This window comes from Actinomycetospora endophytica (genome assembly GCF_021026375.1).
Classification (GTDB): domain Bacteria; phylum Actinomycetota; class Actinomycetes; order Mycobacteriales; family Pseudonocardiaceae; genus Actinomycetospora; species Actinomycetospora endophytica.
In genome coordinates this window covers 261,197-279,762 of sequence record NZ_JAJNDB010000008.1, presented here as the reverse complement: position 1 = coordinate 279,762, position 18,566 = coordinate 261,197, and the positions used below count along the sequence as shown (strand labels likewise).

Below are 18,566 nucleotides of genomic sequence, written 5' to 3'. Positions count from 1 at the left end.
CCGTCCTCCGCCGAACGGCGGCCGAATCCGGGGACCACGCGGCGGGTGACGCAGGCCACAGCCCGGAGTCACGATGGCCGAGGCGTCGGGGCTAAGGGGGCACTCGACGCACGTCGGGAGGAGTGCTCATGAAGGCCGTCGCCTACATCGAGCCCATGAAGGTCGAGGTCCAGGACATCGAGTACCCGGGCCTGGAACTGAAGGACGGACCCGGGGTCAACCCGGCGAACGTCGGACGCCAGTGCCCGCACGGGGTGATCCTGCGCTGCGTGTCCACCAACATCTGCGGCTCGGACCAGCACATGGTCCGCGGCCGCACCACCGCGCCGCCCGGGCTGATCCTGGGCCACGAGATCACCGGCGAGGTCGTCGAGGTCGGCCGCGACGTCGAGTTCATCAAGCAGGGCGATCTGGTCTCGGTGCCGTTCAACATCGCCTGCGGACGCTGCCGGATGTGCAAGGAGGGCCACACCGGGGTCTGCCTCAACGTCAACCCCGACCGGCCCGGCTCGGCGTACGGCTACGTCGACATGGGGGGCTGGCAGGGCGGCCAGGCCGAGTACGTGATGGTGCCCTACGCGGACTGGAACCTGCTGCCGTTCCCCGACCGCGACCAGGCGATGGAGAAGATCCTCGACCTGACGATGCTCTCGGACATCTTCCCGACCGGCTACCACGGCTGCGTCTCGGCCGGGGTGGGCACCGGCTCCACCGTCTACGTCGCCGGGGCGGGACCGGTCGGGCTCGCCGCTGCCGCGTCGGCCCAGCTGCTCGGGGCGTCGGTGGTGATCGTCGGGGACATGAACGCCGACCGGCTCGCGCACGCGCGCAGCTTCGGCTGCGAGACCGTCGACCTCACCCAGAGCGGCGCGCTGCCGGACAAGATCGAGCAGATCGTCGGTGAGCCGGTGGTCGACGCCGCCGTCGACGCGGTGGGCTTCGAGGCCCGCGGCCACGGCAAGGACGCCGGCGAGGCACCGGCGACCGTGCTCAACTCGATCATGGAGATCACGCGGGCGGCCGGGAAGCTGGGCATCCCCGGCCTCTACGTCACCGGCGACCCCGGCGGCGTCGACGCGGCCGCGCAGGAGGGCAGCCTCTCGATCCGCATCGGTCTGGGCTGGGCGAAGTCGCACTCGTTCACGACGGGTCAGTGCCCCGTGATGCGGTATCACCGGCAGCTGATGAACGCGATCCTGCGCGACAAGGTGCAGATCGCGAAGGCCGTCAACGCCACGACGATCTCGATCGACGAGGCACCGCAGGGCTACGCACAGTTCGACTCCGGGGTCGCCGAGAAGTTCGTCATCGACCCGCACGGGCTGGTCAAGGCCTGAAGCCGGCGACGCTCTCGTCGAACGCCGCGTAGGCGTCGTAGTCGAGGACGTCGTAGAGCTGCTCGCGGGTCTGCATCCGGTCGAGCAGCCCGGCCTGCGTGCCCTCGTCGGCGAGGGCGCGCAGGCCGTCGGCGACGGCGCCCATCGCCAGCCGCAGCAGCGTCACCGGGTAGATGACGACGTCGACGCCGAGGTCGGACAGCGCCGTGGCGGTGAGCAGCTCGCTGCGGCCGAACTCGGTCATGTTGATCAGCAGCGGCACGTCGATCGCCGCGCGGAACCGTTCGATGTCGGCGGGGCCGGCCATCGCCTCGGCGAAGACCATGTCCGCGCCGGCGTCGACGTAGGCGCGGGCCCGGTCGATCGAGGCGTCCAGTCCCTCGACGGCCGCCGCGTCGGTCCGGGCGCAGACGACGAAGTCCGGGTCACGACGGGCCCGGACGGCGGCGGTCAGGGTGCGGACCATGTCCTCGGGCGGTCGGAGCGCCTTGCCCGCGAGGTGCCCGCAGCGCTTCGGGTTCTGCTGGTCCTCGAGGTGGCAGCCGGCGGCCCCGCTGTCCTCGAGCACCTGCACGGTCCGCGCCGCCGAGAGCGGTTCGCCGAAGCCGGTGTCGGCGTCGACGAGCACCGGCAGGTCGGTGACCCGGGTGATCTGCTCGGTGCGGCCGGCGACCTCGGACAGCGTCGTCAGGCCGATGTCGGGCAGCCCGAGATCGGCCGACACCACGGCGCCGGACACGTACACGCCGTCGAACCCGGCGGTCTCGATCATCCGCGCGCCCAACGGGTTCGGCGCCCCGGGCAGGCGCAGCAGGCCGGGGGCGGCGAGGCCGGCGCGGAAGGCGGCCCGGCGCCCGGCGGCGGTCGTCGTCGTGTGCAGCATCTACAAGATCCCCTCACGGTCGCCCGCCGGCAGCCCGGCGGCAGTGATGGTGAGCTGGTCGAGCTCCGTCGCCGCGAGCTCGGGCAGCCGCCCGGCGACCTCGAGGAAGCGGTCCTGCTCGGCGACGTCCAGCACCCCCTCGGTGAGGGCGCGGAACTTCGCCACGTACTGCTCGCGCCCGAACGGGCGGGCTCCCCGCGGGTGGGCGTCGGCCACCGCGAGCTCGTCGGCGACCCGGCTGCCGTCGTCCAGGGTGATCACCACGCGGCCGCCGAACTCGGGCACGTCGTGGTGGTAGGCCTCGGTCCAGCGGGGGTCCTCGACGGTGCGGACCTTCCGCCAGAGCTCGACGGTGTCGGGACGCCGGGCGCGTTCGGGGGCGTAGGAGCGCTCGTGGTGCCACCGTCCGTCCTGCAGCGCGACCGTGAGGATGTACCCGATCGAGTGGTCGAGGGTCTCGCGGCTCGCCTCCGGGTCGTACTTCTGCGGGTCGTTCGCGCCCGACCCGATCACGTGGTGGGTGTGGTGGCTGGTCTCGATCAGCACGTCGGTGACCCGGTCGAGGTCGACGCTCTCGCGGAGGCGGACGGCGAGGTCGATCAGCGCCTGGCTCTGGTACTCGGCCGAGTGCTCCTTGGTGTAGGTGTCGAGGATCGCGCGGCGCGGCTCGCCGGGCCCGGGCAGCGACACCGTGTAGGCCGCCTTCGGGCCGTCGAGCATCCAGGCGATCACCCCGTCCTCACCCTCGTAGATCGGGTTCGGGGCGCCCTCGCCGCGCATGGCCCGGTCGACCGCCTCGATCGCCACCTTGCCCGCGAACGCGGGCGCGAACGCCTTCCAGCTCGAGATCTCGCCCTTGCGGGACTGTCTCGTCGCGGTCGTCGTGTGCAGGGCCTGGCCGATCGCGGCCCAGGTGATCTGCGGGTCGAGGTCGAGCAGCGTCCCCAGCCCGGCGGCGACGGCGGGCCCGAGGTGCGCGACGTGATCTACCCGGTGGGAGTGCAGGCAGATGCCGCGGACCAGCGCGACCTGCACCTCGTAGGCGGTGACGATCGCCCGGGTGAGCTGCTCGCCGGACGCCCCGGTCTGCTGGGCGACCGCGAGCAACGGCGGGATCGTGTCGCCGGGATGCGAGTAGTCCGCGGCGAGGAAGGTGTCGTGGAAGTCGAGCTCCCGGACCGCGGTCCCGTTGGCCCAGGCCGCCCACTCCGGGGAGACCCGGACGCCGGGCGCTGCTCCCAGCACCGTCGCCCCCGGTCCGGCGGGGTGGCGCAGCGCCTGGTCCCGGGCCGTCGTCGGGGCGTGGCGGGCGAGCGAGGCCGTGGCCACCGCGACGTCGTCGACGAGCCGGTTCACGACCATGTCGACGACGGCGGGCTCGGGCGCCACCGGGTCGGCGGCGAGCTCGGCGAGCCGCCACGCGAGCTGGTCGGCGCGCGCGAGCCGGTCCTCGCTGGGGTGGACGCGGACCTCGTGGGGGATCATGTGCCCGAGGGTGGCCCGCTCCGCGGCATGATCGCGAGCCGGGAGCGAGGCGGCCCCGGATGTGGGACTCCTGCGAGCGATCGCCACGACATGTAGGGTCCGCCGCGCTGATGGTTCGAGATCCGGTCTGCGGCCGGCTCTCGTGGCAACAGGGAACCCGGCGAGACTCCGGGACTGCCCCGCAGCGGTGAGTGGGAACGACCGCCGTCAACGAAGCACTGGATCCCGCGAGGGGTCCGGGAAGCGACGGCCAGTAGGAGCGAGCCGGACGCCCACGAGTCCGAAGACCTGCCATCGGTGCGTGCGCCGAACGCCGGCGTGCGCGGCCTGGCGGTCCTCGTGGGAGGGACCCGGGGCGGGCGGTCCGCACACCGGTCGTCGTCGTCACCCTCCTCACGCTCGCCCGGCCGACGCCGTGCTCGACGAGGAGGAGAGCAAGTGTCACGTCAGATCGGTTCCACCGTCCTGGGGTATCCCCGCATCGGCCCGCGCCGGGAGCTGAAGAAGGCGCTCGAGGCCCACTGGGCCGGGAAGTCCTCCGCCGAGGAGCTCGAGGCCGTCGCCGCGGACATCCGCGCCGGCACCCGTCGCGACCTGGCCGGCCTGGACTCCCAGCCCACCGGCACGTTCTCGTACTACGACCACGTCGCCGACGTGACCGCCCTGCTCGACGCCGTGCCGCCGCGCTTCCGCCCGCACGACACGCGCGAGGGGACCGCGCTGCAGGAGTACTTCGCCATCGCCCGCGGTACGAGGTCGGCGCCGCCGATGGAGATGACGAAGTGGTTCGACACGAACTACCACTACCTGGTCCCGGAGATCGGGCCCGACACCACGTTCCGCCTCGCCGAGCGCACTCCTGTCGAGCACTACACCGAGGCGGTGGCGGACGGCGTCACGAACGCCCGCCCCGCGCTCGTCGGGCCGGTGTCCTACCTGCTGCTGGCCAAGCCCGCCGACGGCGCGCCCGAGAGCTTCGAGCCGCTCTCGCGCCTCGACGACGTCGTCGCGGTGTACGAGCAGCTGCTCGCTGAGCTGGCCGACGTCGGGGCGGCGTGGGTACAGCTCGACGAGTCCGCCTTCGTGCAGGACCGGAGCGAGGCCGAGCTCGACGCGCTGCGCCGGGCCTACGAGCGCCTCGGCGCGCTGCGCAACCGCCCGAGCATCCTGGTCGCGAGCGCCTACGGGGACCCCGGCCCGGCGCTGGACGTGCTGGCCCGGACCGACGTCGAGGGCGTCGCCCTCGACCTCGTGACGTCCCCCGACCTCGCCGACCGCGTCGCCGGCGTCACCGGTCTGCGGGACAAGACGCTCGTCGCCGGGGTGGTCGACGGCCGCAACGTGTGGCGCAGCGACCTGCCGCGCGCGCTCTCCCGCGTCGCGTCGCTGCTGGGGAGCGTCGGTGAGCTCGCGGTGTCGAGCTCCTGCTCGCTGCTGCACGTGCCCTACGACGTGTCGGTCGAGACGGCGCTGGACCCGGCGGTGACGGCCCGGCTGGCGTTCGCCCGGGAGAAGGTCGCCGAGATCGCGCTGCTCGGGCGGGCGCTCACCCAGGAGGGATCCGACGAGCTGCGCCGGGCGGTCTCCGATGCGGCGACCGCGGGCGGCGCGAGCGTCCGCGACGAGGCCGTGCGGGCCCGCGTCGCCGCCGTCGAGCCCGGGGACCGGACGCGGGCGGACTACCAGGTCCGCAGCAAGGCCCAGGCCGACCGGCTCGGGCTGCCGGACCTCGCGACGACGACGATCGGCTCCTTCCCGCAGACCTCCGACGTGCGCAAGGCGCGCGCGGACCACGCGGCGGGCCGGCTCGGAGAGGCCGACTACACCGCCCGGATGCGCGGCGAGATCGAGCGCGTCATCGAACTGCAGGAGAACCTCGGGCTCGACGTCCTCGTGCACGGCGAGCCCGAGCGCAACGACATGGTCCAGTACTTCGCCGACACCCTGCCCGGGTTCGCGACGACGTCGCTGGGCTGGGTGCAGTCCTACGGCTCGCGCTGCGTGCGCCCGCCGATCCTGCACGGCGACGTGTCCCGCCCCGAGCCGATCACGGTGGACTGGGCCACGTACGCGCAGTCGCTCACCCCGAAGCCGGTCAAGGGCATGCTCACCGGCCCGGTGACGATCCTGGCCTGGTCGTTCGTGCGCGACGACCAGCCGCTCGGCACGACCGCCGACCAGGTGGCGCTCGCCCTGCGCGACGAGATCGCCGACCTCGAGCAGGCCGGGATCGAGATCATCCAGGTCGACGAGGCCGCCCTGCGGGAGCTCCTGCCCCCGCGCCGGGCGGACTGGGGCGCGTACCTGGACTGGGCGGTCGGGGCGTTCCGGCTGGCCACCGGCGGCGCCGCGGACACCACGCAGATCCACACCCACCTCTGCTACTCCGAGTTCGGCGACGTCATCGACGCGATCGACGGCCTCGACGCCGACGTCACGACGATCGAGGCGGCCCGCTCGCGGATGGAGGTGCTCGCCGACCTCGAGGCCATCGGGTACTCCCGCGGGGTCGGCCCGGGCGTCTACGACATCCACTCGCCGCGGGTGCCGTCGCGCGAGGAGATCGCGGCACTGATCGCCGAGGCCCGCCGCGCGGTGCCCGACGACCGGCTCTGGATCAACCCGGACTGCGGGCTGAAGACCCGCGGCTACGCCGAGGTCGAGCCGACGCTGCAGGCGATGGTCGAGGCGGCCCAGGAGGCCCGTCGGTAGGTGCGCTCCGCGCCTGTGAGCACACATTGACGCTCTGGCATCAATGAGTGCTCACAGGGCCGGAGGCCACATGATGATCGGATGCTGAGCACCCTCGACGACGCCGTGGCGGGCTGGCTCGACGACCCGCTCGCCGGGTTCGCGGTCGGCACCTTCGGCGCGATCGCGGAGTTCCTGCATCCACCGGGGTCGACGGTCACGGTCGAGCACCGCCCCGGCGTCCACACGGCGACGTGCGACGACGGGGCGGTGCGGATCGACCTGCGCGGTCCGGTGCCGGACGACGTGAGCGCCCACGCCTGGCGGCGCCCCACCGGCACCGACGGCTGGACCCACGCCGTGGCCCTCTGTCTGCCCGACGACGTCGCCGCCGGTCCGGCGCGCCGCACGGTGACCGTGCTCGGCTCCGACCCCGACCCGCTGGTCCGGCCGGGGACGCTCGTCGATCTCGGCCTCGGCGTCGGACACCTCGAGGCCTGTATCCGGACCACCGACGCCGACCTCGTCGCGCAGTGCGAGGCGGCCTCGGAGCTCGACGGGCCGCTGGTCCACGCGATCTTCCACGCCGGCGCCGCGCGGGTGTTCCGGACCGCGGTCGGGCGCATCGAGGTCGAGACGCCGATCCCGCCCGTCGACGGCGAGAGCCCCCTCGGCCCGCACACCCACCTGCTGCCGGCTCTCCTGGCACACCGGCGCACCCACCCGGCCACCGATCCGGTCCCGGACGGCCTCGTCCCGGTCGCGTCGGTCTTCCCGCCGCACCCGCACCACGACGCTTTGGGGCGGGAGCACCCCTACGACGCGGCAGCGGACGCTGCGTTCGACGAGGTCATGGCGGAGTTCGGAGACGCCGAGGAGCTCGAGGCGACGCGGCGGGCCCGGGCGGGCGAGCCGGAGCCCGATCGTGCTGACCTCTCCCCCGCCGCGCGGCGCGGCTACCGGGTCGGAACGAGGTGTGCGGCGCGCTCGTCGTGATCGTTCGTCCCGACGACGCGGCAGCGGACCCGGAACCCTCATCTCGCAAGCGAGTCACGCTGACTCGGTTGCAAGAACGGTTTGCTGGCGCCAGGTCGTCCTCACGAGATCTCGCGGACGTCTTCGTCTCGTGTTGCAATAAGCTTGCGATAGCGGCAGGGTTGCGACTGCACTGCACGCCCTGCCGGAGGAGCCCCATGGCGGAGTACGTCCTGCCCGACCTGCCCTACGACTACGGCGCCCTCGAGCCCCACATCTCGGGCAAGATCATGGAGCTGCACCACGACAAGCACCACAACACCTACGTCACCGGGCTGAACACGGCGATCGACGCCCTCGCCGACGCCCGGGAGAAGGACACGATCGGCACCACGGCGCTGCTGTGGGAGAAGAACCTCGCCTTCAACTACGGCGGGCACATCAACCACTCGGTCTTCTGGCAGAACCTCAGCCCTGACGGCGGCGACAAGCCGACCGGCGAGCTGGCCGCGGCGATCGACCGGGACTTCGGGTCGTTCGAGCTCTTCCAGAAGCACTTCACGTCGGTCGCCACGACGATCCAGGGGTCGGGCTGGTCGATCCTGGGCTTCGACACGCTCGCGCAGAAGCTGCGCATCTTCCAGCTCTACGACCAGCAGGCGAACGTGCCGCTCGGGATCATCCCGGTGGTCATGCTCGACATGTGGGAGCACGCCTTCTACCTGGACTACCTCAACGTCAAGCCGGACTACGTCAAGGCGTGGTGGAACGTCGTCAACTGGGCCGACGCCGCCAAGCGCTTCGAGTCCGCCCGCGGAACCCAGCTGATCTGAACCCGCCCCCCATGACCGCGCGGTGATCGTTCCGACCAGCTCGAACGCCGCGCCCGCACGACGGCCCCCGGAGTCCCCTCTCGTCGCTCCGGGGGTCGTCGTCGCGCTAGGAGGTCTCGCCCCGGAGGTCGCCCTCCCAGCGCTCCTCGACGCGCCCGACCTTCCACACCGCCAGGGCGACGAGCCACGCGACCACGAACAGCCCCACGATCACGAACCCGACGTTGTCGAGATCGAGGCCGGCGATCCAGGCGAGCGGCCCCTCCTGGATGTCGAGCTGGTCGGCGAGGATCGAGCTCAGCTCGATGCCACCGATGACGAGCGCGACCAGCACGGACAGCGACGTGATGGTGATGTTGTAGAAGACCTTGCGCACGGGCCGCATGAACGCCCAGCCGTAGGCGAAGCACATGAAGGCTCCGTCCAGAGCGTCGAACAGGCTCATCCCGGCCGCGAACAGGATCGGCAGGACGAGCACGGCCCACCAGGGCAGGGTCGCCGCCGCCGCGCCGCCGGCGAGGACGAGCAGGGAGACCTCGGTCGCGGTGTCGAAGCCCAGGCCGAACAGCACGCCCACCGGGTACATGCGGGCCGGCTTGCGCACGGCCTTCGTCACGCGGCCGAGGATGCGGTTCATGAAGCCGCGCTCGTCGAGGTGACGCTCGAGCTCGGCCTCGTCGTAGTCGCCGTGGCGCATCCGCCGGAAGATGCGGACGATCCCCACGAGCACGACCAGGTTGATCACGCCGATGAGGACCAGGAACACGCCGCTGACGGCGGTGCCGATCAGACCGCCGATGACCTTGAGCGGCGAGTCGTCCTGCCCGATCTCGCTGGTGACCGCGCGGACACCGAGGCCGAGCAGCAGCACGAGCACGAAGACGATCGTGGAGTGACCCAGCGAGAACCAGAACCCGACCGAGAGCGGCCGGGGCCGGGACACCTCGGACCCCTCGCCGTCGGCGAGCAGCTTGCGCGTCGTGTTGTCGATGGCCGCGATGTGGTCGGCATCGAACGCGTGGCGCATGCCGAGCAGGTACGCGGTCAGGCCGAGACCGATGCCGAACACCCCGGCGCCGCCGAGGGTGTAGTGCGCCGGCGCGATGACCAGGGCGAGGGTGCCCCAGCCGAGCACGTGCAGCAGCAGGATGAACCCGGCCATCCCGGCCACGGAACGCTTCTCCGGGCGGGACATGGCGAATCGGCGCGTGGTGGTCTGCGCGGCGGTGGTCACGGAGGTCACCCGGGAGACGTTCCCCCGTGGGTGTTGCTGATGCAAGAGCTAGGCAATTGGCGACCGCCTGCAATCGACCACCGGTGGCGAAATGTCGGAAAACTCGTCTTTCGATCACTCCCGGGCGACGGGCGTGCTCACATCCCGCAACTGGCCGACCGGACGGTCCTGAGGTGCGTCAGCACACCTCGGCGACGACGACGGAGTTGACCACCTCCGTGCACGGGTGCACGACGGCGAGTGTGCGCAGGCCGGGCAGGTCGTCGGGATCGAGGACCGGGTAGAGCAGGCCGCGCAGCGAGTGGGCGCTGCGCGCGAGGACCAGCGTGCCCGGCCGCAGCGTGCGCGCGAGGTGGTCGAGCAGCCCGCGCTTGGACTCGGGATCCAGGCCGGCGAGCGCCGCGAGGTAGACGAGGTCGTAGTCGTCCCGGCCGAACCCGTCGGAGCCGTCGAGCACGTCACCGACCCGGAACCGCAGGCCGTCGACGCCGAGCCCACCGGCGAGGGAAGCACTCAGCCGCACGGCCTCGGGCTCGCGGTCGATGTTGTCGACCGCGCACCCGTACTGCTCGGCGAGCAGCAGCGACGTCAGGGGCAGCGGGCCCGACCCGATGAACAGCACCCGACGCACCGGAGCCGACGTCAGCCCGGCGACCGCGTGGTGCTCGAGCCGGGTCAGGTCGCGGTAGTTCTGGTGATAGGGGAACCCGGCGAGCGCCGCCCGGGGCTCGGGATCGGCGACGACGCGCTGCGCCCACCACCGCTCGAGCTCGAACTCGCCCGTCGCGCACAGGTCGCGCAGACCCGGCAGGAGCCGTTGAACCGCCGGATCGGCCAGCACCGCGTCGGCGTCCCGGGCCGCGACCGGGTCGATGGCCAGCGACACCAGGCGGGTGAACAGCTCGTTGGTCACCGGCTCGGGAGCCAGGTGCGGCCGCGCCAGGAGGGCCTCGTACAGGGCACGGACACGAGCGACGACGGCGGCCGTGGTCGAGCCGGTGTCGGCGTGCCCGCAGGAACGCACCCCGAGCCGCGACGCCCCGCCGCGCACGTCGGCGAGATGCTCGGCAGGCCCGACCGGGCGACGGACGGGCAGCGCGCTCGTCATGACGGTGACCTCCACGGTGGTGCCCGGCGGACTTACGTGCCAACATACGTGCTTGTGTGCGCACGCGACAACGGTGCAGCGGCCGAACGGTGGCAACAACTGCCGCCGGACGACCGCGTGGAGACGGCCGTCGAGGGGCTGCGGATGCTCGCGGACCCCACCCGGCTGCGGATCCTGTGGCTGCTGTCGGGGGACGAGTTCGACGTGTCCACCCTGGCCGAGCGTCTCGGCGTGGCCCGCCCGGCCGTCTCGCAGCACCTGGCGAAACTGCGCCTCGTCGGACTCATCACCCAGCGCCGCGACGGACGACGCGTGCTCTCGCGGGCCCGCGACCACCATGTGGCCGACCTGATCTCCGGTCTCATCCACGACGCCGGGCACCGTCTCGACGACCGCGCACCCTGACCCGTCCGACGAGACAGTCTCGCTCCAGCACTCTCGTGCTTACTGCCATAGTTATGCGACAGTGCCGACATGACCGTGATCCAGGCGCTCGAGGCACCACCACGGTCGACACGCCCCGCGGTGCGCCTCGCCACACGGTCCGACCTCCCGGCCGTCGAGGCCCACATGCGGCGGATGCTCGCCCGGGATCTCGGCGGCCACGACCCCGCGCTGCACGCCGACGTCGATGACCTCGCCGCCTTCTACCTCGACGACCCCACCCGGGCGCTGCTCGTGTGCACCCGGGACGGCGAGATCGCGGGCACCGCGGTCGTCCGCCCCGGTGGCCCGTCCGCCCACCACGTCCCGACGTGGCTCGCGCGGCGCTACGCCGACGCCGTGACCGGGCAGGTCGGACGCGTGTGGGTCGACCGCGGGCATCGTCGACACGGCGTCGGCCGGGCCCTCGCCGAGGCGGCGGCGCGCTGGGCCCTCGAGGCCGGCTACTCCCCCGTCTGCCTGCACACCAACGCCTCGGTCCCCGGTGCGCTGGCGTTCTGGCGGGCGTTCCCCGGCGCCGTCGAGGTCCACGACGCCCGGCCGACCGACCCGTGGTCGACGGTGCACTTCGAGATCGTCAGCTGACGCATGTGAGTGGGAGTGGACGTCCGGACGTCCACTTCCACTCACATGGGCCGGAGGCCCTCACTTCCCGATCCGGAAGCGGCGGACCTTCCCGACGCTGGTACGGGGCAGTTCGTCGATCAGGCTCCAGCTCCGCGGCCGGGCGGCCGGGCTGAGGTTGCGCTCGGCCCAGGCGGTCAGCTCGTCGCTCGACGGCGGCGACGCCGGGTCGCGGGCCACGACGTAGGCCACCGGCACCACGTCGCGGATCGGGTCGGGCTGGGCGATCACGGCGACCTCGAGGACGCCGGGCGCCTGGGCGACGGCGGCCTCGACCTCGGTGAGGCTGACGTTCTCGCCGGAGACCTTGATGACGTCGTCGACGCGCCCGACGAACCGCAGCGTGCCCTCGGCGTCCGCGGAGACCAGGTCGCCGGTGGAGAACCAGGTGCCCTCGGGGGTCGGGTCGAAGACCTCGCCGGTCTTGTCCGGGTCGTCGAGGTACCCGGCGAACAGGTCGTCGCCGGGGACGCCGAGCACGACGAGCTCGCCGGGGGTGCCGGTCTCCGCCTCGGTGCCGTCGACGGGGTCGTCGAGGCGGATGCGCCGGCCCGGCAGCGGGCGGCCGATGACGTCGTTGCGCGGCGGGTCGTTGGGGTCGAAGCAGACGATCGCGGTGGTCTCGGTCATCCCGTAGAGCTGCCGCGGCGGGACACCGACCAGCGCGCCGAACTGCGCGTGGTGCTCGGCGCCGAGGCTCTGGGCGAACCACACGTGCTCCAGCGCCGCGGGTGCCTGGTCCTCGGGCGTGCGGGCCAGGATCATCCGGATCGGCGCGGCGAAGAGCGACGCGTGCGTGACCTCGAGCTCGCGCGCGTACGCGACCCACCCGGAGGCGGTGAACGTGGCCAGCAGCGCGACGCTGGCGCCGCGCGCGATCGCCGGGGCGAAGCAGTAGAACGGCGCGTTGGCGTGGAACAGCGGCAGCGTCACGTACCAGCGGTGCCGCGCCTCGAGCCCGGCGGCGTCGGCCATGGCCGCGGCGACGTGGGCGTAGTTGCGTTGCGTGAGGTCGACGCCCTTGGGCTCGGACGTGGTGCCCGAGGTGAACATGACCGCCATCCGGTCGGTCGGGGCGACGACGGCGGGTGGCGCGTCGTCGGGCGGGCCGTCGAGGACGCCACCGTCCGCGACGTCGGACTCGCTCTCGTCGATCTCGATCACCAGCGGCACCGCCCCGTCGGCGCCCTCGTGGTAGACCGCCGCGCGCTCGACGGCGCAGATGCCGACGACCGGCTTCACCCGCCGGACCTGGCTGGCGACATCCCGGACCGCCGAGGCCGGGTCCACCGGCACGATCCACGCCCCGAGCCGGGCGGCCGCGAGCCAGACCGCGACGAAGCCGGGGCAGTTGCGCAGCACCAGGTGCACCGGGGACCCGGCCCGGACCCCGCCCGCGCGCAGCCGGCCCGCGACCCGCGTCACGACGCCGTCGAACTCGCCGTACGTCCACCGGGACACCGCCCCGGACTCGGCCCGGAAGATCAGGAACGGGCGGTCGGCGTGCTCCTCGACGGCGGTGAGCCAGGTCTGCTGGAAGGTGGTCTCACTCATCGCGGGCCTCTCGCGGACGGGACGGGATACGGCCGGCGGAGGGGTCACACCGGCGTGACCTGATCAGCTTCGGGGCCCGGGCAGGTCGCGTCAATGACCCCGGCGGGCCCGCCCGGTGCGGTCGATGAACGCGCCGACGGCGTCGTGGAAGGACCCGCGCCGCTCGGCCTCGGGGGTGACCGGGCAGGTGGCGCAGAACGAGGCGGCACGACGGTGATCGGCGGTGCGGAAGGCGAGACAGCAGCTGCGTCGCTCGGCGTAGAGCCACCGCTCGCCCGCGACCGGCACCGCCGCCATGCGCACCAGCTCGCCCACGCCCCAGCGGTCGAGCACCTCGCGGGCGGGCCCGAGGTAGCGCGCCGGCTGCTCGTCCGGCCACGACAGGTGCAGGGCGGTCACCGTGACGGCGTGGGCGGCCGCGCCGCGCAGCACCCGCAGGCCGGTCCCTGCCGCCCGGTGCACGGCGTCGAGCGCGACCGCGAGGTTCCGCTCCATCAGCGCCGGCACCACCTCGGACGCCGCGCCGCACGACCCGTCCAGCGCCACCTGCCCGACCCGGGCGTCCGCCCACTCGACCCGCACCGCGTCGAGGCCCGGGTCGGGCGCACGCGCCTCGGTCAGCGCCGCGGCCAGCACCGGTGGGATCAGACGCATCGCGTAGCCCTCGAACAGCAGCGCCCCCGCGACCGCCGGGTTCGCCGCCCCGCGGGCCTCCCCGACCGCAGCGACCGCCGCCGCCAGCCCCGACCCGAACAGGTCCGCCGCCGACGCCCAGGGCGCCGCGTCCGGCCGGCCGACCCAGGCGGCGAACCGCGGCCCCCGGTCGGCGGCGAGCAGCGGGCCCGACACCCCCGCGGGGATCGCGCTCACAGGTCGACGCGCGATCCCATGACGACGGTGCGCTCGGTCGGCAGCCGGAACGACATGGCCGGGGAGGCGGCGTTGTGGGCGAGCCCGACGAACAGCCGCTTGCGCCACGTGCGCATCCCGGGCTCGGTGCCGCGCTCGATGGTGATCCGTGAGATGTAGTAGAGCGCCTCGTCCGGGTCGCCCGCCGCGAGCTCCGGGGACAGCTCGCACGCCTGGCGCAGCACACCGGGCACGTCCTGGACGTCCTGGAACCCGAAGCGCGCGCTCACGTGGACGACGCCGTCCTGCGGGTGCCAGAGGTCGTCGACGGTCAGCCGCTGGTCCACCGGCACGTGCGGCACCGACGTCGACACCAGCGAGACGATCACGACGTGCTGGTGCAGGACGTGGTTGAACTCCACGTTGGCGCGCAGGGCCAGCGGTGCGGTCTCGTTGGTCGGATGGGGGAACACCGCGGTGCCGGGCACCCGCACGATCTCGTCGGGAAGCTCGTCGAGGAACTCCCGCAGCGATCCCTCCATGTCGGTCCGCCGGGCGGTGACGACGCGCCGGCCCCGCTGCCACGTCGTCATGACGACGATGACGAACGCCGCGACCAGCAGCGGGAGCCACCCGCCGTGGACGATCTTGGTGAGGTTCGCCGTGAAGTAGAGCAGCTCGATGCCGCCGAACACGATGCCGAGGGTGACGAGCTGCCACGTCGCCCAGCGCCAGGTCGTCGCGGCGTGGACCAGCAACAACGTCGTCGAGAGCAGCAGCGTGCCGGTCACCGCGAGGCCGTAGGCGGTGGCGAGGCTGGACGACGACCGGAACGTGGCGATGAGGATCAGCACCCCGCCGAAGAGCAGCCAGTTCACGGTGGGCACGTAGATCTGCCCGCTCTCGTGCTCCGAGGTGTGCTTGACCGTCAGCCGCGGGAGATAGCCCAGCCGGACCGCCTGCTGCGACACCGAGAACGCCCCGGAGATCACGGCCTGCGACGCGATCACGGTCGCCGCCGTCGCGAGGACGATCAGCGGGATCCGCGCCCAGTCGGGAGCGAGCAGGTAGAAGGGGTTCGACACCGCCGAGGGGTCGTGCAGGATCAGGGCGCCCTGCCCGAGGTAGTTGATGATCAGGGCCGGGAACACCGCGACGAACCAGGCCCGGCGGATGGGCCGGCGCCCGAAGTGCCCCATGTCGGCGTAGAGCGCCTCGGCGCCGGTGATCGCCAGGACCACGGCGCCCATCGCGATGAACGCGGTGAACGGGTGGTCGGCGAAGAACAGCACGATGTAGGTCGGCGAGAGGCCGAGGAGCACGTCCGGGTGGGCGACGATGTGCGGCAGCCCCAGCACGGCGAGGACCACGAACCACACCGCCATGACCGGCCCGAACAACCGGCCCACCCGCTCGGTGCCCGCGCGCTGCCCGACGAACAGCAGGGCGAGGATCACGGCGCCGATCGGCAGCACCGCCTCGGCGAGCTCCGGGCGGACCACCTCGACGCCCTCCACCGCGGAGAGCACCGAGATCGCCGGCGTGATCAGGGAGTCGCCGTAGAACAGGGACGCCCCCAGCACCCCGAGGGCCAGCGCGAAGGACGCCCAGCGCCCGTCACGCACCGCGCTGCGCACCAGCGCGGCCAGCGCCATGACCCCGCCCTCGCCGTCGTTGTCGGCGCGCAGCATGAAGATCACGTACTTGATCGACACGATCACCGTGACCGACCAGAAGATCAGCGAGATCACGCCGTACACGTCGGACTGCGACGGGCTCACCGCGTTGCCGTCGATCGAGAACACCGTCTGCATCGCGTAGAGCGGGCTCGTGCCGATGTCACCGAACACCACGCCCAGCGCCCCGAGCGCCAGCCCCGTGATGCCCGCTCCCAACGACGCCGGGTGCTCGGCCTTGCCGGCGCGCCGCCGCGGCGTCGGTGAGTCCCCTGTCGCTGCCGCGGGCGTCGGGCCCGGGAGCGCTTCGGCGTCAGCCATACCCCGCAGTCTGCTCCGGACAGGGCCACGGCGTGATCACGAGCGGGGTGTCAGCACCTCCCGGGCGTGCGTCACCATCCCGCTCAGCCGACGTACCCGGGGCGCGCCAGCATCTCCGCGATCGCGCCGTCGATGAACTTCGTGTCCACCGGGTTCTTGCCGCCGCCGGCGAAGTGGCCCCACACCCCGGGGATCACCCGCACCTGGCCGTCCGGGATGAACTGCGAGGCCCACTGTTCGTCCTCGGGCGGGAAGTAGAGGTCCTTCTCCGCCGGGAGCGAGAGCAACGGACAGCGGATCGAGCGCAGCGCCGCCCGGGTGTCCCCGTTGAACCCGGGGGTGTTCCCGACGTTCCCGGCGTGCCAGGTGCGGAGCATCGCCAGCAGGTTGTTCGGGTCCCGGCCGTCGCGGAAGAACTGCTCCCAGAACCCGTAGAGGAAGTCGTCGAGCGAGGTGAACCCGAGGGTGCGCCATTCCTCCTGCCAGTAGAACGCCTGCGAGAAGCCCCACCCGGAGTAGATCCGGGCGAAGGCGCGCAGCCCCTTCACCGGGAGGCGGTCGGGCGCGTAGTCGCCGTCGGCGTAGGCCGCGTCGGCGACCAGGGCCGTCGCCAGCGACTCGAGGAAGACCTGGTTGTGCGCGGCGGTCACGCTCGACCCGCAGAACGGGACCGCGCGCTGCACCATCTCCGGGTGCGCGACCGCCCACTGGTAGGTCTGGCCGGCGCCCATCGACCACCCGGTGACCAGCGGCAGCGTCCGGATCCCGAAGTGCTCGGTGACCAGCCGGTACTGGCACTCCACCTGGTCGGCGAAGGTCACCATCGGGAACCGCGCGTGGTCGTGGGGCGAGTCGGCGTTCGACGGCGAGGTCGACAACCCGTTGCCGAGCATGTTCGGCACGATGATGAACCACTCGTCGGGATTGAGCGCCTTGTCGGTGCCGATCAGCCACTCGTTGTCGGTGTGCCAGCCCGAGTACCAGGTCGGGTAGAGGATCGCGTTGGTCCGGTCGGCGTTCAGCGAGCCGTAGACCTGGTACGCGAGCCGGGCGCCGCGCAGCGTCGTCCCACTGGCCAGGGTCACGTCACCCAGGTCGAAGGTCTGCGCGTCGGTCGGAGGGGGCATCGTCGACCTCCCTGGATGGAACAGGCGGAGGTCGAGCACACCACCGACGGCCGGTCGGGAGAAGCGACCGCCACGCAATCGTTGCCCGCCGCGCCGTTCGCTCGGACAGCCGGAGCAGGTCGTCGTGGGCCGTCCGTCCGAACGCCCGGCGGAATCGCCGGTCGGTGCGCTCCTGGTCACGTCGTCGACGATCAGCGACACTGACCCGATGTCCCGGGCCGAGACGGACGGGCCCACGCCGCCGGAGGCGCTCGGCGGCGGTGAGCCGACCGGACCCCAGCTGGCGTCGGCGGCGATGACGTTCGCCCTGCTAGGCAATTCCTCGCGGCTGCACCTGACGTGGCTGATGACCCACGAGGTGGCCGACGTCGGGACCCTGGCCCGCCGGGTCGGGCTCAGCCTGGCCACCACCAGCCAGCACCTGGCGAAGCTCCGCCTCGGCGGCATCGCGTCCGCCCGGCGCGAGGGCAAGCGCACCTTCTACACCGTCGACGACCCGCACGTCCTGGAGCTCGTCGAGCAGATCTTCAGCCACATCGACGTCGACGGCTCCCTCGCCCCGGACCCACCCGGATCCCCGGCCGGGTGACCCGGGGCACGACGCCCGCTCGTCAGTTGCGAAGCTGACGAAATGATGGGAGCGTCAGGTCAGCGAAGGGGAGTAGCCCCCCGCACCGGCGTCGACATGCTGGCGAGTCCGCTCGCCCGGCCCGGTGGTCCCGTTCCGACGGGGTGGGCGAGACCTTCGGTGCCCGAGCCGTGCCCGCGCGCGGCCGCACCGAGGTCCGCCGTCGGGGCCCGGGGTGGTCGCCCCGACCGTGAGAGGTCCCCGACCCCGTGAACCTCGCCGTCACCGGCATCGTCTTCGCGATCATCTTCCCGGCCGAACTGCCGGACAAGACCGCGCTCGCGAGCCTGATGCTGGGCAGCCGGTACGACCCGCGCCGGGTCTTCCTCGGCGTCGCGGGGGCGTTCCTGGTCCACGTCTGCCTCGCCGTCGCGGCGGGCAGCCTGCTCACCCTGCTCCCCCACCGGGTGCTCGAGGGCATCGTCGCGGCGCTGTTCCTCCTCGGCGCCGTGCTGCTCCTGCGGGGGGCGCGCGGCGACGACGAGGCCGAGGAGAACCTGCCGGCGCCGAGCCGGACCGGCGGCTGGCGGGTCGCCGCGACCAGCTTCGGGGTCATCCTCGTCGCCGAGTTCGGCGACCTCACCCAGATCGTCACCGCGAACCTGGCCGCCCACTACCACGACCCGATCGCGGTCGGGGTCGGCGCGACGCTCGGTCTCTGGGCGGTCGGCGGCCTCGCGATCCTCGGCGGCCGCAAGCTGCAGCGGATCCTCTCGCTGGTGTGGCTGACCCGGCTCGCGGCCGTCGCGATGATGGTCCTCGCCGTGATCAGCATCGTCAGCGCCGTGCGCGGCTGA

16 protein-coding genes and 1 riboswitch are annotated in these 18,566 nt (G+C 72.7%); of the genes, 8 read left to right on the top strand and 8 right to left on the bottom strand.

Features of this window, described 5'->3' with window-relative positions; genetic code table 11:
- The first annotated feature begins 128 nt into the window (after positions 1-128).
- Positions 129-1,337, top strand: coding sequence for a formaldehyde dehydrogenase, glutathione-independent (gene fdhA, locus LQ327_RS29850; RefSeq protein ID WP_230739721.1), 1,209 nt, complete (start codon positions 129-131; stop codon positions 1,335-1,337).
- Here fdhA and prpB read toward each other — a convergent pair.
- Positions 1,327-2,220, bottom strand: coding sequence for a methylisocitrate lyase (gene prpB, locus LQ327_RS29845; protein WP_230739720.1), 894 nt, complete (start codon positions 2,218-2,220; stop codon positions 1,327-1,329). The genes fdhA and prpB overlap by 11 nt on opposite strands.
- The gene (locus LQ327_RS29840; protein ID WP_230739718.1) at positions 2,221-3,705 is read right to left on the bottom strand and encodes an MmgE/PrpD family protein; all 1,485 of its coding nucleotides are present in this window, start codon (positions 3,703-3,705) and stop codon (positions 2,221-2,223) included. It abuts the gene before it with no gap.
- 103 nt (positions 3,706-3,808) lie between these two features.
- Positions 3,809-4,007: riboswitch (cobalamin riboswitch) on the top strand.
- Between the two features lie 136 nt (positions 4,008-4,143).
- Between LQ327_RS29840 and metE the strand changes: the two genes are divergently transcribed.
- The 3 genes from metE (at position 4,144) to LQ327_RS29825 (ending at position 8,204) form a co-directional block, all read left to right on the top strand.
- A complete protein-coding gene (gene metE, locus LQ327_RS29835) occupies positions 4,144-6,417 on the top strand; it encodes a 5-methyltetrahydropteroyltriglutamate--homocysteine S-methyltransferase (protein WP_230739717.1) in 2,274 nt (757 codons plus the stop codon).
- 81 nt (positions 6,418-6,498) lie between these two features.
- Positions 6,499-7,392, top strand: coding sequence for a DUF6925 family protein (locus tag LQ327_RS29830; RefSeq protein WP_230739715.1), 894 nt, complete (start codon positions 6,499-6,501; stop codon positions 7,390-7,392).
- A gap of 197 nt (positions 7,393-7,589) precedes the next feature.
- Positions 7,590-8,204, top strand: a complete 615-nt coding sequence (locus LQ327_RS29825; RefSeq protein WP_230739713.1) for a superoxide dismutase — start codon at positions 7,590-7,592, stop codon at positions 8,202-8,204.
- Positions 8,205-8,310: 106 nt separating this feature from the next.
- Here the strand turns inward: LQ327_RS29825 and nicT are convergent, their stop codons facing one another.
- Both nicT and LQ327_RS29815 read right to left on the bottom strand, forming a co-directional pair.
- Positions 8,311-9,399 (bottom strand): Nickel transporter NicT, encoded by a 1,089-nt coding sequence (nicT, locus tag LQ327_RS29820; protein ID WP_230739797.1) that lies wholly within the window; start codon positions 9,397-9,399, stop codon positions 8,311-8,313.
- Between the two features lie 217 nt (positions 9,400-9,616).
- Positions 9,617-10,546 (bottom strand): nicotianamine synthase family protein, encoded by a 930-nt coding sequence (locus LQ327_RS29815; protein ID WP_230739711.1) that lies wholly within the window; start codon positions 10,544-10,546, stop codon positions 9,617-9,619.
- Between the two features lie 117 nt (positions 10,547-10,663).
- On the opposite strand from LQ327_RS29815, the gene LQ327_RS29810 reads away from it, so the two are divergent.
- Both LQ327_RS29810 and LQ327_RS29805 read left to right on the top strand, forming a co-directional pair.
- A complete protein-coding gene (locus tag LQ327_RS29810) occupies positions 10,664-10,951 on the top strand; it encodes an ArsR/SmtB family transcription factor (RefSeq protein WP_308286402.1) in 288 nt (95 codons plus the stop codon).
- Positions 10,952-11,020: 69 nt separating this feature from the next.
- Positions 11,021-11,575 carry a GNAT family N-acetyltransferase gene (locus tag LQ327_RS29805; RefSeq protein WP_230739708.1) on the top strand — a complete coding sequence of 185 codons (555 nt, stop codon included), beginning with the start codon at positions 11,021-11,023 and terminating at the stop codon, positions 11,573-11,575.
- A gap of 60 nt (positions 11,576-11,635) precedes the next feature.
- On the opposite strand, the gene LQ327_RS29800 is transcribed toward LQ327_RS29805, so the two are convergent.
- The 4 genes from LQ327_RS29800 to LQ327_RS29785 all read right to left on the bottom strand — a co-directional run bounded on the left by LQ327_RS29800 (position 11,636) and on the right by LQ327_RS29785 (position 17,141).
- Complete coding sequence (locus LQ327_RS29800) at positions 11,636-13,168, bottom strand: class I adenylate-forming enzyme family protein (RefSeq protein ID WP_230739706.1); 1,533 nt, start codon at positions 13,166-13,168, stop codon at positions 11,636-11,638.
- A gap of 90 nt (positions 13,169-13,258) precedes the next feature.
- A complete protein-coding gene (locus LQ327_RS29795; protein ID WP_230739704.1) occupies positions 13,259-14,038 on the bottom strand; it encodes a (2Fe-2S)-binding protein in 780 nt (259 codons plus the stop codon).
- Entirely contained in the window at positions 14,035-16,014 is a 1,980-nt protein-coding gene (locus LQ327_RS29790) for a potassium transporter Kup (protein ID WP_230739702.1), read from the bottom strand. Before LQ327_RS29790 ends, LQ327_RS29795 begins: the two co-directional genes overlap by 4 nt.
- A gap of 83 nt (positions 16,015-16,097) precedes the next feature.
- Positions 16,098-17,141, bottom strand: coding sequence for an alpha/beta fold hydrolase (locus tag LQ327_RS29785; protein WP_230739700.1), 1,044 nt, complete (start codon positions 17,139-17,141; stop codon positions 16,098-16,100).
- A gap of 208 nt (positions 17,142-17,349) precedes the next feature.
- Here LQ327_RS29785 and LQ327_RS29780 point away from each other — a divergent pair, with 208 nt between their 5' ends.
- Both LQ327_RS29780 and LQ327_RS35080 read left to right on the top strand, forming a co-directional pair.
- Positions 17,350-17,730, top strand: coding sequence for an ArsR/SmtB family transcription factor (locus LQ327_RS29780; protein ID WP_230739698.1), 381 nt, complete (start codon positions 17,350-17,352; stop codon positions 17,728-17,730).
- 248 nt (positions 17,731-17,978) lie between these two features.
- The gene (locus LQ327_RS35080; RefSeq protein WP_230739696.1) at positions 17,979-18,566 is read left to right on the top strand and encodes a TMEM165/GDT1 family protein; all 588 of its coding nucleotides are present in this window, start codon (positions 17,979-17,981) and stop codon (positions 18,564-18,566) included.